Source organism: Duganella sp. FT27W, from assembly GCF_009295655.1.
Taxonomy (GTDB): domain Bacteria; phylum Pseudomonadota; class Gammaproteobacteria; order Burkholderiales; family Burkholderiaceae_D; genus Rugamonas; species Rugamonas zoogloeoides.
The window spans coordinates 187,606-204,069 of the sequence record NZ_WHIV01000005.1 but is presented as its reverse complement, the minus strand read 5'-3'; the positions used below and the strand labels follow the sequence as shown (position 1 = coordinate 204,069).

Sequence of the window (16,464 nt, the reverse complement as noted above, 5' to 3'; positions counted from 1 at the left end):
CCACTGCTTGCTTACCGTGGCGCTATCGGCACCGGAGGCGGTACTCTACAGCTGCTTGGTTACCTGGCTGGTACAAAAACGTTCATGTTGCCCCGTTGTCGTGCTTGCCAGACATCCAAAACGCCCGTATTTTATCGCATCGCAATATTTCATGCCGAGCAAGCGAACCAGCCCCGTTTTTTCCGCACGATGAACATGACTTGACAGTCCGTTGTACGGTCTGTCTGTGTCACTGTGCATGTCATGCACCAGCTACTACATCGTGGTCGGACCAAGTAAAAATAGCTACATTGCTATTTACGACGCTATTTTATAACGAAGAGCTCGTGTTAACCCCCAACTCATTGCTAATAAGCTTACAACTTGTCATCTGGTTTGCCACTGAAATATTCCCGGAAGTGTCAAAAACCAACTTTGAAACCGGTATTACAGGCGTGTGACAGGGTTAACTTCTGTTCCAAATGCAACTTTCAGGGACATATCAGCATTTTGTAAGTAAATGCTACCTGTTGTGCCGTAGCCACAAAAACTGCACCACTTCGTGCGCTTACCGCCCCAAACAGGGGCGCGACGCACCGAAAACGCCGCCTTGCATATGAGCAAAACTCATGTGCTGCATTTTCCGATGCCCCTTGCCGACTTGATTGTCAGGGCCGCGATCCACCGCACGCGCTCTGGTAAAATAGCATCATTTCCTCCCATGTCCGGCCTGGCCGGGCATCAGCTTGAAGCGCCCCAACCACCTATGTTTAGTTTCTTCAAGAAAAAACCTGTCGCCCCTGAAGTGCCGCAGGTGTCCGCTCCGGTCCCAGCATCGGTACCGGCTCCGGTGCCGGCCACGCCAGCGATTATTGTCACGCCCGACCTGCCGGACCTGCTGCCGATCGAGGAGCCGGCGCAAAAGCAATCGTGGATGTCGCGCCTGAAGGCGGGATTGTCCAAGACGTCGAGCAACCTGTCGCTGCTGTTCGTCGGCGCCAAGATCGACGACGACCTGTACGACGAGCTCGAAGCAGCACTTTTAATGGCCGACGCCGGTGTCGATGCCACCGAGTACCTGCTGACGGCGCTCAAGCGCAAGGTCAAGGAAGACAAGCTGCTCGATGCGGCTGCCGTCAAGGCCGCGCTCAAGCAATTGCTGACCGAACTGCTGCTGCCGCTGCAAAAGCCATTCGAACTGGGCCGCCACCAGCCAATGGTGATGATGATCTCGGGCGTCAACGGCGCCGGCAAGACCACCACCATCGGCAAGCTGGCCAAGCACATGCAGTCGAACGGCCAGTCGGTGCTGCTGGCCGCTGGCGACACGTTCCGCGCCGCCGCCCGCGAGCAATTGATGGTCTGGGGCCAGCGCAACAACATTACCGTGATTTCGCAAGCATCGGGCGATCCCGCTGCCGTGTCGTTTGACGCGGTGCAGTCGGGCAAGGCGCGCGGCCTCGACGTCGTGATGATCGACACCGCCGGCCGCCTGCCCACCCAGTTGCATCTGATGGAAGAATTGAAAAAGGTCCAGCGCGTGATCGGCAAGGGCATGGACGGCGCCCCGCACGAAACCTTGTTGGTCATCGACGGCAATACCGGGCAAAATGCGCTGGCGCAAGTAAAAGCGTTCGACGACGCCCTCAAGCTGACCGGCCTGGTCATTACCAAGCTGGACGGCACTGCCAAGGGCGGCGTGCTGGCTGCCATCGCGCGCGTACGCCCTGTGCCCGTGTACTTTATTGGCATCGGTGAAAAAATCGAAGACTTGCAGCCGTTTGTCGCGGCCGAGTTTGTTGAAGCGCTGCTCGGCTAATCACGGATAACCACACCATCAGAATGATCGAATTCCGCAACGTCTCCAAGCAGTACTCCCCCGATGCGGTGGCGCTGCGCGACCTCTCGTTCAACGTTGACAAGGGCGAACTGGTGTTCCTGGCCGGCCCGTCCGGCGCCGGCAAGTCCACCCTGCTGAAAATGATCGCCGCCGTGGAACGTCCCACGGCGGGCCAGGTGATCGTCAACGGCAAGGATATTTCGCGCATCCGCTCATCGGCCGTACCGTTCCTGCGCCGCAAGCTGGGCCTGATCTTCCAGCAGCAGCGCCTGCTCACCGACCGCACCATCCTGGCCAACGTGATGCTGCCGCTGCTGGTCACCGGCTCGTCGCACCGCGAAGCCGAGCAACGCGCCCGCGCCGCGCTCGACAAGGTAGGACTGCTCGAACGCGCCAGCGCCCAGCCGCTGGCCCTGTCCGGCGGCGAACAGCAGCGCGTATCGATCGCGCGCGCCATTGTCAACCGGCCGCAGGTGATCCTGGCCGACGAACCCACTGCCAACCTCGACCGTGCCAGCGCCAACAAGGTGCTCGATGCACTCAAGGCCTTCCACTCGGTGGGCGTGACCTGCCTCATTTCCAGCCACGACGAGCAAATGCTGGACGCCGCCGCGCGCGTGATCCGGCTCAACCATGGTCAACTGGAGGTGGCGCCATGACTTACTGGTTCCGCCAGCACCATTACGCGCTGTCGGTCGCGCTGGTGCACCTGCGCCGCGCACCGGGCAGTTTCCTGTTCAATATATTAGTGGTGGCGATTGCGCTGGCGCTGCCGTTCATGGGTGCCACCCTGCTCGACAATGTGCGCCCCATGTCCGAGCAGTTGTCGGTCGATCCCGAGCTGAGCATCTTCCTCAAGCAGGATACGCCGCGCCAGCAGGCCGAAGAACTGGCCGTGCTGCTGCGCCAGGCCGTGCCCGACAAGCAGGCCAAGATCATTTTCACCGAGCGCGAAAAAGCGCTGGAGACGCTCAAGGAAAAAAGCGGCCTGGCCGACGTGCTGACCACCCTGGGCGAAAACCCCTTGCCGGACAGCTATGTGCTGAAACTCGATGCGTTCCGTCTGGCCGAGTCCGGCGGCGACGTGGATGTGCTGGCCGAGCAGATCCGCGAGCTGCCCGGGGTCGACACGGTGCAAGTCGATTCGGCCTGGGTCAAGCGCCTGGCCGCCCTGCTGGGCATCCTGCGCCTGGCGCTGCTGCTGCTGGCGGCCACGCTGGGCACGGTGGTGGTGGCCGTGGTGTTCAACACCATCCGTTTGCAAGTGCTGACCCAGCGCGAGGAAATCCAGGTTTCCAAGCTGATCGGCGCCACCGACAGCTTCATCCACCGCCCGTTCTATTACACCGGTGCGCTGCTGGGCCTGTGCTCGGGCGCGCTGGCGCTGGGTGCGGTGGCCCTGGCGCTGCGCCCGCTCAATGCAGCAATCGCCGAGTTCGCTCGCCTGTATGCGTCGGAATTCCAGCTGACGCCGTTGTCGCCGCCGCTGATGGCCGGCTTGCTGGCCCTGTCCGCCGGGCTGGGCCTGATCGGCGCCGTCCTGTCGGTGCAGCGCCACCTGGCGCGCGTGCAATAATCTCTCACCGCCGCAACCGCCTGGTTGCGGCGCCTCAGGTGCGGCCGCGCACCGACTTCCCAAGCCCCTCCCCTCAGCATAGGCACGACATTAAGTCCAGTCTAAGCTGCAACGCGCACACTCCATACATGGAAGCGATGAGCTTCATCAAGCTCATAGCAAATTTACTATCAAGGTCATAGATTTGCAGTGATTGGCACTCTCGGACAGAGAGTGCTAATATATGAACACTGCAGAGCTAATCAATGTCTTTGTAGCAACCAGCAATCATCGAGCGAAGGAAATGAAAATGACTATGATGTCCGCAACGACCTCGTTGGCCCCTGCCAACAACAGTGCTCTGGGACTCGGGTTCACTGGCAACCTGGGGAACCTGGACGCCTATATTTCGGCTGTCAACCGCCTGCCGATGTTGACGCACGCCGATGAGGTATCGCTGGGTAAACGCCTCAAGGAAAGCAATGATCTGGCCGCCGCGCAGCAACTGGTGCTGTCGCACCTGCGCCTGGTGGTGTCGATCGCCCGTGGCTACCTCGGTTACGGTTTGCCGCACGCCGATCTGATCCAGGAAGGTAATATCGGCCTGATGAAGGCGGTCAAGCGTTTCGACCCTGACCAGAACGTGCGCCTGGTGTCGTATGCCATGCACTGGATCAAGGCCGAGATGCATGAGTACATCCTGAAAAACTGGCGCCTGGTCAAGGTGGCAACCACCAAGGCCCAGCGCAAGCTGTTCTTCAACCTACGCAGCCACAAGACCGGTCTCGATGCAATGAGCCCGGCGCAAGTGGACAGCCTGGCGAAGATGCTCGACGTCAAGCGCGAAGAAGTGATCGAGATGGAAACCCGTCTCAGCGGTCGCGACATCGCGCTGGAATCGCCAACCGATGACGAAGACGACAAGTTCGCGCCGATCGCCTACCTGTCGTCCGAGCAATCGGAACCGACCCGGGTGCTGGAAGCGGAGCAAGTCACGCGCCTGCAATCGGAAGGCCTGGAGCAGGCGCTGGGCAAGCTCGACGCACGCTCGCGCCGCATCGTCGAAGCGCGCTGGCTGGCCAACGACGACGGCTCGGGCGCCACGCTGCACACGCTGGCGGAAGAGTTCGGTGTATCGGCCGAGCGCATCCGCCAGATCGAGTCGGCAGCGTTGAAGAAAATGAAGGGTTCGCTGGCGGCGTACGTTTAATCCGCACTGCCAGCCGGTGTCGGGCCCAGCGGGCCCGACACCAAGCAGTAAAACCCGCGTCACGCTGACCGCGTACGGGGTAGCAGCTTCTTATTCAGCCAGGCTTTTCGCCAACAATTCGCCCACCAGCTGATTCATATCAACGCCACGTGCTGTTGCTTGTGCATTTAATTGCGCAACCAGGTCGCTATTCAATTTGACGGCAAACGGTACCAGGCCCAGGGCCTGGTCGCGGCGGCGCTGTTCGCGCTTGTCGATCACTTCCGGCGCCTTGCCGAAGCTGGACGCGTGGCCCGCCGACATTTTGCCCATGATTTTTTTGGCATCGGCCTTGGCCAGTTCGGTCTTGCGCATGGTAATTCCCTGTGAGTGTTTGCTAAGTGCCGACATTCTACGCAGCTTGGGCGCTGCCGGTGCGGTTTGTTTGCCCCTGAGCCGTTACGGCTTAACCGTGCGACACACAAATGATAGTTTTGTTAAGATTTTTAACCATAATATTCAGAGAGGTCAAGATGAAGAAATCCATTTTGCGCCAGCTGATCGTCCTGCCCCTGCTGACGGTCGTAATGGCCGGGCTGTATGCCTGTGGCTCGGCATCCGGCACCAGCCGCGCCGCTGCCTTAGCACAGCAGCAACCGTTCAACACCACCTACGTGCTGGCGCAAGGCGCCAGCGCCATGATCGCTCCAGCCGCCCAGCCCGCTGCCAGCGGCAAGTCCGGCACGCTGGTCGCCCCTGTCGTGCGCCTCGACCGCGTCAATGACAGCCGCTGCCGCGAAGGCGCCGTGTGCGTCTGGGCCGGCTACATCAGCTACAGCTTCAGCCTCACCCGTCCGGACGGCGCCACCAGCAATTTCGTCCTGTCCGACAGCATGCCCAACGGCGCCACCAGCGTCACGCAGGACGGCCTGACCTTCACCCTGGCCGGCGTCGAACCGCAAGCGGTGCCGCCCAAGAACGACATCATTCCCGATTACCGGGTCAGCATCCGGGTGAGCAACGTGGCGGTCGCGCCGCAGCCCAAGCCGGCCTAACGGGATAGTTGATTTATTGCCAGCAGGATCGGGTAAGCTATCGGTAACTTCCGCCCCGAGAGCTACCGCCATGATTCTGCGCCACCGTTCGATCCTGATTTCCACCATCATTGTCACCCTGGCGCTGCCGCCAGCCTGGGCCAAAACGCCGGTGGCAACCGGTACCGGCGGTGCAGTGGCCACCATCAGCGAGCCGGCGTCGAAAGCTGCGATCGCCATCCTCAACCAGGGCGGCAACGCCATCGATGCGGCAGTGGCGGCCGCCGCCACGCTGGGCGTGACCGATCCGTTCAGCTGCGGCATCGGCGGCGGCGGCTTCATGGTGATCTACCTGGCCAAAGACAAGCGCGTGATCACCATCGACCACCGCGAGACCGCGCCCGCCAGTTTCACACCGACCGTGTTCCTCGACCAGGGCAAGCCGATCGATTTCGAGACCGTGGTGGCCAGCGGCATGTCGGTCGGTGTGCCCGGCACCGTGCGCGGCTGGGACGAGGCGCTCACCCGCTACGGCTCGATGTCGTTCAAGCAGGTGCTGGCGCCTGCCGTCAAGGTGGCCACCGATGGCTTTACTGTCAACGACAACTTCACCCGGCTGCTCGGCATCAATCTCGACAAGTTCGGCAAATTCCCGGCCACCGCCGCCATTTATCTCAAGAACGGCAAGCCGCCGGTAGCCGGCAGCGTGCTGCGCAACCCGGACCTGGCGCGCGCGTACCGCGAACTGGGCGCCGGCGGCGTCAGGGCTTTTTATACCGGCAAGATGGGCCGTGCCGTGGTCGATGCCGTCAACCGTCCCACCGTGGCGGCGGGTGTGAGCGTCCGCCCCGGCAACATGAGCATGGCCGACCTGGCCAATTACGAAGCACGCCTGCGCCTGCCGGTGCACAGCACCTATCGCGGCTACGACATCTATGGCATGCCGCTGCCCGGCTCGGGCGGTATTGCGATTGCCGAAGCGCTCAACATCCTCGAAGGCTACGACCTGAAAACCATGCCGCGCGAGCAGGTCGAGCACCTGTACCTGGAAGCGAGCCGCCTGGCCTTTGCCGACCGCAACGCTTACCTGGCCGACCCGGAATTCATCGATGCCCCGGTGGCCGGCCTGCTGAACAAGGACTATGCCGCGCGCCGCCGCGAAGCCATCGATCCGGCCCGCGCCACGCTGCACGCACCGGCCGGCGATCCGTATCCGTTCCAGAACGACACCAGCGTGCCGCTGCGTCCCGCCAGCGCCAAGCTGCTGGCCGAGGGCGCCCACACCACGCACCTGACGGTCGCCGACAAGGAAGGCAATATCGTCTCGTACACCTACACCATTGAGTCGTGGGGCGGCAGCGGCATGGTGGTGCCCGGTTACGGCTTCCTGCTCAATAACGAGATGACCGATTTCGACTTTTCCGGTCCGGCGCCCAATGTGCCGGAAGCGGGCAAGCGTCCGCGCAGCAGCATGTCGCCCACGCTGGCCTTCAAGGACGGCAAACCGGCATTTTCGATCGGCAGCCCGGGCGGCGCCACCATCATCACCACCGTGCTGCAAACCATCGTCAATTACATCGACCTGGGCCTGACCATGCCGCAGGCGGTCGATGCGCCGCGCCTGTCCGAGCGCAACGGCATGGCCACCGATATCGAACCGGGGTACGCCGCGCTGCCGGCAGCGCAGGCGCTGGCCCAACGCGGCCAGCGCTGGAGCGCGGAGCCCGAGGAAATCGGCGCCGCCAACGCGCTGGTGTTCAACCCGGACGGCACGGTAACGGCGGTGAGCGAAGGCTGGCGCCACGGCGTGGGCAGCGCCATGGTGCAAAAGTCGGCGCATTAGCATGATCGAATTCCAGGGTTTATCCAAGACCTACGGCGCGTTTGACGCCGTCAAGCCGTTGCACCTGACTGTGCCGCGCGGGGAGCTGTTCGGCTTCCTCGGTCCCAACGGCGCCGGCAAGACCACCACCATCCGCATGATGATGGGCATCCTGGTGCCCAGCGCCGGGCGGGTCCTGATCGACGGCTTCGATTGCCACGCGCAGCCGGCCGAGGTCAAGCGCCGGGTGGGCTACCTGCCCGACACGCCGGTGTTTTACGACTACCTGCGCGGGCGCGAGATCCTGGCTTTTGTAGCCGAGATGCACGGCTATCCGCGCGCGGAGGCGGCAGCGCGCAGCGCACGCCTGCTGGCGGAATTCGGCCTGGCAGAAGCGGGCGAAGACTACGCGGTCAACTACTCGCTGGGCATGAAGAAGCGACTGGGCCTGGCCTGTGCGCTGATCCACGACCCGGTGGTGCTGATCCTCGACGAACCGATCAACGGCCTCGATCCGCGCGCCTCGCGCGATGTGCAGGAACTGCTGCTGGCTGCCGCCGCGCGCGGCGTCACCATTTTTGTTTCCACCCATTTGCTCGACATGGCCGAAAAGCTGTGCGACCGCGTGGGCATCATCCACCGGGGCCAGCTGGTTGCCACCGGCACGCTTGACGACATCCGCGCCGAAGCGGCGAGCAGCGGTTCGCTAGAAGACGTGTTCCTCAAGATTACCGACGACGCGGCTGCCGGCGATGCGTGACCAGCACGCGGTGCATGCACCGCCGTCCCCGGCGCGCGCGATATGGCTGATGACCAGGATGCGGCTGCGACGCCAGCTCAACCAGGTCGGCAGCGTGTTCGCCCGCAAAAAGAAACCGCCGAAGGCCGGCGCCCCCGTCACCCGCGTCGCCAACGGCGGCAAGCGCAACGGCATGTGGATCATCTCGGCCGTCGTGGCGGTGCTGATGCTGTTCGTGTGCCTGAACATGTCGCGTATGGCGGTGCTCAATATGCAGTGCCGGCTGGTGGACGGCGGCGCCTGCGCCCAGGCCGGCGCAAACCGGAACGGCTACTTCAACTTCGAGGCGGCAGCGGCCGAACTGCACGCGGCGCCATTCGATCCTTCCCTGCTGGGCGGCCTGGCGATGGTGCTCACCGCGCTGTTCGCCATCTCGGTGCTGCTGCCGCTGGCCGGCAAGGAGCTGGCCAAGCCGGACTGGGACCTCGAATGGCTGGTGACGCTGCCGGTGGAGCGCTCCACCCTGCTGTGGGGGCGACTGGTGGAACGCAGCGCCAGCAACCTGTCCGGCACCTTCGCGCTGTTTCCGCCGTACGCGATGATCGCCTGGTACTCCGGCTACCAGTGGACCGCCGTGCCGATCGCACTGCTGGCCACCGCGCTGCTGCTGCCGCTGGCAGCGCTGCTGCACACGCTGGCCGACACCGGCGTGCGACTGTGGCTGGCGGCAGCGCAGTTGCGCAACCTGCAGGCGCTGCTCTCGCTGCTGAACGCGCCCATGCTGTACCTGGTGTTCGCACTGTCCATGCCCGCCGCCAGCAGCTTCGTGATGGACCTGGCGCGCGGCTTTCCGGCCTGGGGCTTGTGGCTGCCGCCCGGCGTGCTGCTGCAGGCAATCCAGGCCCAAAGCCTGCCACAATTCGCCATGCTGGCAGCGCTGCTGGCGGCGCAACTGGTCTTGCTGCTGTGGCTGGGAGTGGCGCTGATGCGCCGGCAACTGCGCCATGGCGTGGTCGGCTCGGGCGTGCGCGAGAGCGGGCGCAAGACCGCCGCATCCACGCCGCCGGAGAAGCCGGGCCTGCACCTGCCGCTATCGCCGGTGATGCGGCGCGAGCTGCGCCTGCTGGCGCGCGACCGCAACTTCCTGGTGCAAACCCTGGTGCTGCCGCTGATCGTGGTGGGCAGCCAGCTGGTGTTCAACGGCAAACTGGACACCCTCTCCCAGTTCGGCACCATGCCGACCGTGGCGGCGGCGATTGCATTCGGCATCGGCGTATATGTACTGATGCTGTCGGCCTTCCAGACCCTCAACAACGAGGGCAACGCCCTGTGGCTGCTGTACACGGTGCCCCATTCGGTGGAAAGCGTGTTGAAGGAAAAGGCGCGGCTGTGGGGTGCGCTGGCCCTGGTCTATCCGCTGATGGTGGCCGTGCTCACCCTCGCCACCGCGCCGGCGCCAACCTGGCAGATGCTGGTGCTGCTGTCGATCGTGCTGGCTGGCATTCCGATCTATTCCACCATCGCCGTGGCGCTGGGCGTGTTCGCGTGCGATCCCACGGCCATCGAAGTGCACAAGCGCATCCGCCCCACCTACAGCTACCTGTTCCTGCTGCTGGCCGGCTTTTACACGTGGTCGATCTACACCAGCGTGTGGTCGCAGAAAGTGGTGATCATGGTGCTGAGCGCCGCACTGGCGCTGGCCCTGTGGCAGAAGGCGCGCGACGCCCTGCCCTACCTGCTCGATACGGGCGCGTCGCCGCCGGCGCGGGTATCGGCCTCCGACGGCCTGATCGCCGCCACCGGCTTTTTCATCGTGCAGGCCATCGTCGCGCTGCTGCTGATGCAAGGCAAACCGCAGGCCACGCTGCCGGCATTGACGATAGCCTTCGGCGTGGCCGGCCTGCTGGTGTATGCGCTGATGCGGCTGGTTTACTGGCGCGCAAAAACTGCCGACGTGCCGGCGATACTGCGCGGCGCGGGCTGGTGGCCGTCGATAAAAATCGCGGTGCTGCCGTGTGCGCTGGCCTGCGCGGTGGCGCTGGCGTACCTGGCCGCGCTCAAGGCGTGGCACGTGCCGCTGCCGGCCGGCGATTCTCTGGTCGATGCGGTAGCCTATTCGGGGCTGTGGATGGTGGCGTTGACGGTGGTGGCGGCGCCGCTGTGCGAGGAATTCATTTTCCGGGGCCTGATCTACGGCGGCTTGCGCCGTTCGATACCGGCCTGGCAGGCGCTCGCGGCGAGCGCGGCGATCTTCGCGGTGGTGCATCCACCGCTGGCAATGCTGCCCGTGTTCGTGCTGGGCTGCTGCGCGGCGTGGGCCTATGAACGCAGCAGGACGCTGCTCGCGCCCATGCTGGTCCATGCGGTGTACAACGCGGTGGTGCTGGCTGCTAGTCCTTGAAACGCATCGGCGCCAGCGCAAAGGCGCCGCCGTGGTACGTGACGGAGCTGTTCGGGTCCGGGTACACGCCGCTGTCGGGGAACTTGCCGTCGAACTGCTTCGAGCTGTCCTTGGGGCGGTAGCCGATGTGCGATGCCTTGCTGTTGTCCCACCAGGCGACGTCGTTGTCGGACGTGCCGAACAGGATGGTAAAGCCCACGCGGGTGGCGAACAGCGAGCTGCGCAGCGCTTCCACTAGGTCGTCGTAACTGAGCCACGTGACCATCATGCGGCGGTCGGCCGGTTCCGGGAACGATGAGCCGATGCGCAGGCAGACGGTTTCGAGGCCGGTGCGGTCGTAGTAGTAGCTGGCCAGCTGCTCGCCGAAGCATTTCGACACGCCGTAAAAACTGTCCGGGCGGGTGGGCGCGGTGGCGTCGATGTAATCGGTGTTGCGGTAAAAGCCGACCGTGTGATTCGAGCTGGCGAAGATGATGCGGCGGGTACCGTGCTTGTGCGCTGCTTCGTACAGGTTGGCGGTGCCGATGATGTTGGCCTGGACGATGTTTTCAAACGTGTTCTCGGTGGAGATGCCGCCGAAGTGCAGCACCGCTTCCACGCCTTCAAGCAGCTGCATGACCGCAGCCTTGTCGGACAGGTCGCACTGGATGATTTCCTCGCCCTCCCGGGCTTCGCCCAGGTCGGCGATGTCGGACAGTACCACTACATCGGCCCAGGGTTTGATGCGATCACGCAGAACCTTACCCAGGCCGCCGGCAGCGCCGGTCAGCAGCAAACGTTTGAATGGCTTAGTCATAGTCTCTTTTTATCTGTGTAACTGTAGTCTTATAAAGTACGCTTGCTGCCAACCGGCCGGGATCGACCGCGCGATGCGGTTACGTCACCGGGGCCGGGTTGAACAGCACGAGCGCGTTTTGCAGCTTCCATTTTTCGGCCCAGGTTTCGCGGCCGCTGGCCACGTCCAGCACCAGCTGGAACATCTCCCAGCCGACGTCCGCGATGGTGGCGTCGCCGCTGGCGATACGGCCGGCGTTGATGTCCATCAGGTCGTGCCAGCGCTTGGCCAGATCGTTGCGGGTAGCGACCTTGATCACCGGGACTTCGGCCAGGCCGTAAGGGGTGCCGCGACCGGTGGTGAAGATGTGAACATTCATCCCCGCAGCCAGTTGCAGTGTACCGCAAATGAAATCGCTGGCGGGAGTGGCGGCATAGATCAAACCCTTCTGTTTGAGCTTTTCACCCGGACTAATCACGCCGTTGATTGCACTGCTGCCCGACTTGACGATCGAGCCCATGGCTTTCTCGACGATGTTGGACAAACCGCCCTTCTTGTTACCGGGCGTGGTGTTGGCGCTGCGGTCAACGCCGCCGTGGTCGAGGTAGCGGTCGTACCACGCCATCTCGCGGATCATGGCCGCGGCCACTTCCGGCGTTTCGGCGCGCGAAGTCAATTGGTCGATGCCGTCACGGACCTCGGTGGTTTCCGAGAACATCACGGTGGCGCCGGCACGCACCAGCAAATCGGTGGCAAAGCCCACGGCCGGGTTGGCGGTCACGCCCGAGAAGGCATCGCTGCCGCCGCACTGCACGCCCACCACCAGTTCGGACGCCGGCACGGTTTCGCGCTGGCGCGCGTTCAGGCGCTGCAGGTTGGTATCGGCCTGCTTCATGATCGAATCGATCATCGACATGAAGCCCACGTGCTCGCCGTCCTGCAGGCAGACCAGCGCCGGGTCGGCGCCGCCTTCGTTCTGGATCGGGATCGAACCCTTGGGGAACAGGCGCGTCGGCTGCAGCTTTTCGCAGCCAAGGCTCACGACCATGGCCTGGCCGCCGAAGTTGGGGTTCAGTGCGATATTGCGCACGGTGCGGATCGGGATCTCGGCGCCGGGCGCGTCGATCGCCACGCCGCAGCCGTAGGTGTGTTCGAGGCAGACGACATCGTCCACGTTCGGGTACTTGGGCAGCAGCTCTTTCTTGATGCGGTCCACGGCGAATTCCACCACGCCCGAGACGCATTGCACGGTGGTGGTGATGCCCAGGATGTTGCGGGTGCCGACGCTGCCGTCCGGATTGCGGAAGCCCTGGAAGGTGTAGCCTTCCAGCGGCTCGGCCTTCGGCAGCGCGCGGGTGGAGATCGGCAAGCCTTCGAGGCCCAGGGCGCCCGGCATGATCACGTTGCCTTCGTTGAGCCAGCGGCCCGCCGGCAGGTCTTCACCGGCAAAGCCGATGGTGACGTTGTAGCGGATCACTTCATCGCCCTTGGCCAGGTCGCGCAGCGCCACCTTGTGGCCTTGCGGGACGGCTTCGAGCAAAGTCAGGCCGTTTTCAAATACGGCGCCGGCCGGCAGGCCGCCGTCGTTGACGACAATGGCGACGTTGTCGTTGTCGTGCATGAGGATGTAGCGCGGGGTGCTGACCGGGGTAGCGCCGGGGGCGGTGGCAGGGACACGCTTGATATCGGTAATGCTGGATGGTGGCGTCATTCTGGCTTCCTTTCCGGGAGTCTCTACCCGGCTAACGTTGTTTTTTCGGCTTTCAAATTGGTCAGGCCAATTTAGTTATTGGTCCGCCCAATTTTTTCATGTGGGGACAAACCGCGCCCTTGCAACCCGCATTCCACCGTGCTTTAATCGCATTTTCAAGCTATTGGCACGGTACTCGGGAGGCTATTTGACGCTCCGAGTATGCCACCTAAAAAAGTATTTGGCTAGTCCGCGTTGACCAATTTGGTCAGACCACCTTAGAATGGCCTGACCAAATGGCAGAGAAATTATCCCTAAAGCCATACCTAAAAAAACGAGACAATGATGCAGAAGAGAACTTCCGCACTCCCCGACCCGCATGTCCATGAAGCGCGCCTCTACCGCGTGGTGGCGGACCGCATCCAGGACCTGATCCGCACCGAAAATATCGCTCCCGGCGAACGCCTGCCCTCCGAACGCGACCTTGCCACCAAGCTCAGTGTCAGCCGCGCCTCGCTGCGCGAAGCGCTGATCGCGCTCGAACTGGGTGGCGTGATCGAGGTGCGCGGCGGCTCCGGCGTGTATGTCAGCGAGCGCCCCGCGCCTGCCGACCTGCCGGAAGTGGGCCCCGGCCCGTTCGAAGTGCTGTCCGCGCGGCGCCTGATCGAAGCCGAGATTGCCGCGATTGCCGCCCGCGTGGCCACCGACAGCGCCATCGACGCCATCCTGCAGGCCGTGGTCGAGATGGAGCAGAGCCACGCCAACTACTCGAGCAACGAGCAGGCCGACCGCAACTTCCACCTGGCGATCGCCCGCGCCACCGGTAACAGCGCGCTGGTCGGTTCGCTCAACTACTTGTGGGACCAGCGCGGCCGGCTGTGGCACAAGCTCAAGGAGCACTTCCAGACCGAGGAACTGCGCCAGGAGACGCTCAAGGATCACCGCCGCATCCTGGAAGCCATCGCCGCCCACGATCCGGCCGCCGCCCGCAAAGCCATGCGCGCCCACCTCGAACGCGTGACGCGTACGTTCTCGCGCGGCTGACCGCTTCATCCGACCGCCGCGCGCGGCGATCAACTTATTGAGTGTTTCCGGCTGGTCGTGCTGCACGTGTGCTTTGCACAACAGTCGTCCAAAAAAACAGTCGCCAACCCGGCGCCGGACCGGCACACCGCGGTCCGCGCCAACTGCCTGTGAGAAGACCATGATTACCCGCCTGATCTTAGCCGCCTTTGCCTCGTGCGTTGCCACCTCCGCCACCCTGATGTCCGCGCCGGTGCACGCGGCCGAACCAGCCAAGCCGGCGCGCCTGATCCTGGTGGGCGACTCCACCATGGCCAGCAACAGCGGCTACGGCGACGCCTTCTGCGCCCGCGTCCACCGCGCCAATACCTGCATCAACCTGGCCAAGGGTGGCCGCAGCTCCGGCAGCTTCCGCGCCGAGGGCCGCTGGGACGAAGTCGAAGGCCTGCTGCGCGGCGCTGCCGCCTACAGCACCACGTATGTGCTGATCCAGTTCGGTCACAACGACCAGCCGGGCAAACCGGGCCGCTCCACCGATCTCGCCACCGAGTTCCCGGCCAATATGGCGCGCTACGCGCAGGAAGTAAAAGCGCTGGGCGGTATCCCGGTGCTGGTCACCCCGCTCACCAGGCGCAGCTTCGTCGGCGGCGTCCTGCAAAACAACCTGGTGCCGTGGGCCGACGTGATCCGCGCCACCGCCAAGGCGCAGCAGGTGGCGCTGCTCGACCTCAACGCCGACAGCTTTGCCGCCGTGCAGGCAATGGGGTCCGAACAGGCGGATACCTTTGCGGTGGAACCGCCGCCGGCGAAAAAAGATCCCGCTGCGCTCACGGCCGGCAACGTGGAAGTGGCCGGCGCCGCCAAGTCCGCGTTCGACTACACCCACCTCGGCCCCAAGGGCGCGGCCTATTTCGCCGACATGGTGGTGGGCGAAATGAAAACGGCGGTGCCGGTGTCGGCAGGCCTGTTCATCGCACCACGTCCATGACGGCCACCGTACGTGCAGCCGCGACGGCGCTGTTGCTGCTGACGTGTTCTGGCAGCGCCCAGGCCCAAAGCGAACCGGCGCGGCGCCCGCAACTGACAGTCGAACAGGCCAGACACTATGCCTACGGCGAAGTGCTCAAGTATGTGGGCCCGGCCGGCAGCGAACGGATCGATCCGTGGGACCCGCTGGCCGATCCGCTGGCGCGCGGCGCAGCCTTTACGCCTGACTACGTGGTGGACCAAGCGGCCAAGGCCGATGGCGTCAAGATCTTCAACACGGTGCAGGCGGCGGTCAGCCGCGCGGTGGCCGACAGCCGCGCCGCGCCAACCAAGCGCCTGTACCTGCTGGTCAAACCGGGCACCTACCCGGAACTGGTGTACGTGCCGGCCGTGGCGGCGCCAATCACGCTATACGGCGACGGCAAGGATGCCGCCGCCACCCGTATCACGGCCAAACTCGATGCGTCCGCCACCGGCGCCGACTACACGGCCTTGTACATCGCGCAGTTTGCCGCCGTGGCGCCCGAGATCCGCGCCATGTTCGACAGCGTGAAAGACCGCGACCAGATCCGCACCTTCGGCACGGCCACCGTGTGGGTGCAAAGCGACGGCTTCCAGGCCCGCAACCTGACGTTCGAGAACGGCTACAACAAGGACATCGGCAACGCCCGCGCGGAAGCGCTCCCCAATGTGAACAACGTCCACCACCAGGCGCTGGCGCTGCAAGTGGACGGCGCCGACAAGGCGCAGTTCGAGAACGTGCGCCTGATCGGCTTCCAGGACACACTGTACGTGAAGGCCAAGGCGGTAGCGACCAGCACACGCAGCTTCTTCAACAAGTCGTACATCGAAGGCGATGTCGATTTCATTTTCGGCGACAGCACCGCGTATTTTTACCAGAGCGAGATCAGGACGCTGGGCGACCGCGGCGTGTCGTACGTGGCCGCACCGAACACCAACATCAAAACCAGATATGGCTTCGTGTTCGACAGCAGCCGCTTCACGCACGATGGCTCAAGCAACGCCCGCGCCGGCCAGTTCCACCTGCTGCGCCAGTGGTTCCACAACTCCAAGTGCACACCGTACGCCAGGCTCGCGTTGACCGGGTACAGCTGCACGCTCGGTACGACGGACGTGTATCGCGCGCCGGTCGGCACACTCACCAAAACCACGCTGGAAACCGTGGGCAAGATGGTGGTGCTGAACTCCCGTATCGGCGCCCACATCAACCGCCAGCGTCCGTGGGCGGACTGGAACAGGCCGGGAGCGATTGCCTACCGGCCGGTCCAGTACAGCAGCAACGATTACTGGCACAACCTGGCCAGGAACGGCATCGATCCGGTGAAAGACCTGGGCTACGGCGAGCAGCCGTCGCCGGCCGCCATCTTTGTCGCGGAATTCAATAACCAACACGACGATGAATAACAAGG

At 63.8% G+C, this 16,464-nt stretch carries 14 protein-coding genes; 11 read left to right on the top strand and 3 right to left on the bottom strand.

Features of this window, described 5'->3' with window-relative positions; translation table 11 throughout:
• Nucleotides 1-745: 745 nt before the first annotated feature.
• From ftsY to rpoH, 4 genes are all read left to right on the top strand, one after another.
• Nucleotides 746-1,798, top strand: a complete 1,053-nt coding sequence (ftsY, locus tag F8197_RS22945) for a signal recognition particle-docking protein FtsY (RefSeq protein WP_152883866.1) — start codon at nucleotides 746-748, stop codon at nucleotides 1,796-1,798.
• Between the two features lie 23 nt (nucleotides 1,799-1,821).
• Entirely contained in the window at nucleotides 1,822-2,478 is a 657-nt protein-coding gene (gene ftsE / locus F8197_RS22940; protein ID WP_152883864.1) for a cell division ATP-binding protein FtsE, read from the top strand.
• Nucleotides 2,475-3,395, top strand: a complete 921-nt coding sequence (gene ftsX, locus F8197_RS22935; RefSeq protein WP_152883862.1) for a permease-like cell division protein FtsX — start codon at nucleotides 2,475-2,477, stop codon at nucleotides 3,393-3,395. Before ftsE ends, ftsX begins: the two co-directional genes overlap by 4 nt.
• A 289-nt stretch (nucleotides 3,396-3,684) precedes the next feature.
• Entirely contained in the window at nucleotides 3,685-4,584 is a 900-nt protein-coding gene (rpoH, locus tag F8197_RS22930) for an RNA polymerase sigma factor RpoH (protein ID WP_193333541.1), read from the top strand.
• 90 nt (nucleotides 4,585-4,674) lie between these two features.
• Here rpoH and F8197_RS22925 read toward each other — a convergent pair whose 3' ends face one another.
• Nucleotides 4,675-4,938, bottom strand: a complete 264-nt coding sequence (locus F8197_RS22925) for a hypothetical protein (RefSeq protein ID WP_056137638.1) — start codon at nucleotides 4,936-4,938, stop codon at nucleotides 4,675-4,677.
• 158 nt (nucleotides 4,939-5,096) lie between these two features.
• Between F8197_RS22925 and F8197_RS22920 the strand changes: the two genes are divergently transcribed.
• From F8197_RS22920 to F8197_RS22905, 4 genes are all read left to right on the top strand, one after another.
• Nucleotides 5,097-5,618, top strand: a complete 522-nt coding sequence (locus F8197_RS22920) for a hypothetical protein (RefSeq protein WP_152883860.1) — start codon at nucleotides 5,097-5,099, stop codon at nucleotides 5,616-5,618.
• A gap of 70 nt (nucleotides 5,619-5,688) precedes the next feature.
• Complete coding sequence (gene ggt, locus F8197_RS22915) at nucleotides 5,689-7,440, top strand: gamma-glutamyltransferase (RefSeq protein WP_193333540.1); 1,752 nt, start codon at nucleotides 5,689-5,691, stop codon at nucleotides 7,438-7,440.
• Nucleotide 7,441: 1 nt separating this feature from the next.
• Nucleotides 7,442-8,179, top strand: a complete 738-nt coding sequence (locus tag F8197_RS22910) for an ABC transporter ATP-binding protein (RefSeq protein ID WP_152883858.1) — start codon at nucleotides 7,442-7,444, stop codon at nucleotides 8,177-8,179.
• Complete coding sequence (locus F8197_RS22905; RefSeq protein WP_152883856.1) at nucleotides 8,172-10,559, top strand: type II CAAX endopeptidase family protein; 2,388 nt, start codon at nucleotides 8,172-8,174, stop codon at nucleotides 10,557-10,559. The genes F8197_RS22910 and F8197_RS22905 overlap by 8 nt, the downstream gene beginning before the upstream one ends.
• On the opposite strand, the gene F8197_RS22900 is transcribed toward F8197_RS22905, so the two are convergent.
• Both F8197_RS22900 and garD read right to left on the bottom strand, forming a co-directional pair.
• Nucleotides 10,549-11,355, bottom strand: a complete 807-nt coding sequence (locus F8197_RS22900; protein ID WP_026637209.1) for an NAD(P)-dependent oxidoreductase — start codon at nucleotides 11,353-11,355, stop codon at nucleotides 10,549-10,551. The genes F8197_RS22905 and F8197_RS22900 overlap by 11 nt on opposite strands.
• A gap of 79 nt (nucleotides 11,356-11,434) precedes the next feature.
• Nucleotides 11,435-12,955, bottom strand: coding sequence for a galactarate dehydratase (garD, locus tag F8197_RS22895; RefSeq protein WP_152884580.1), 1,521 nt, complete (start codon nucleotides 12,953-12,955; stop codon nucleotides 11,435-11,437).
• Between the two features lie 414 nt (nucleotides 12,956-13,369).
• On the opposite strand from garD, the gene F8197_RS22890 reads away from it, so the two are divergent.
• The 3 genes from F8197_RS22890 to F8197_RS22880 all read left to right on the top strand — a co-directional run bounded on the left by F8197_RS22890 (nucleotide 13,370) and on the right by F8197_RS22880 (nucleotide 16,459).
• Nucleotides 13,370-14,068: a FadR/GntR family transcriptional regulator gene (locus F8197_RS22890; RefSeq protein ID WP_193333539.1), complete on the top strand. Its 699-nt coding sequence runs from the start codon at nucleotides 13,370-13,372 to the stop codon at nucleotides 14,066-14,068.
• Nucleotides 14,069-14,228: 160 nt separating this feature from the next.
• Nucleotides 14,229-15,035, top strand: coding sequence for a rhamnogalacturonan acetylesterase (locus F8197_RS22885; protein WP_152883853.1), 807 nt, complete (start codon nucleotides 14,229-14,231; stop codon nucleotides 15,033-15,035).
• Nucleotides 15,032-16,459, top strand: coding sequence for a pectinesterase family protein (locus tag F8197_RS22880; RefSeq protein ID WP_152883852.1), 1,428 nt, complete (start codon nucleotides 15,032-15,034; stop codon nucleotides 16,457-16,459). The genes F8197_RS22885 and F8197_RS22880 overlap by 4 nt, the downstream gene beginning before the upstream one ends.
• Nucleotides 16,460-16,464: the final 5 nt, after the last annotated feature.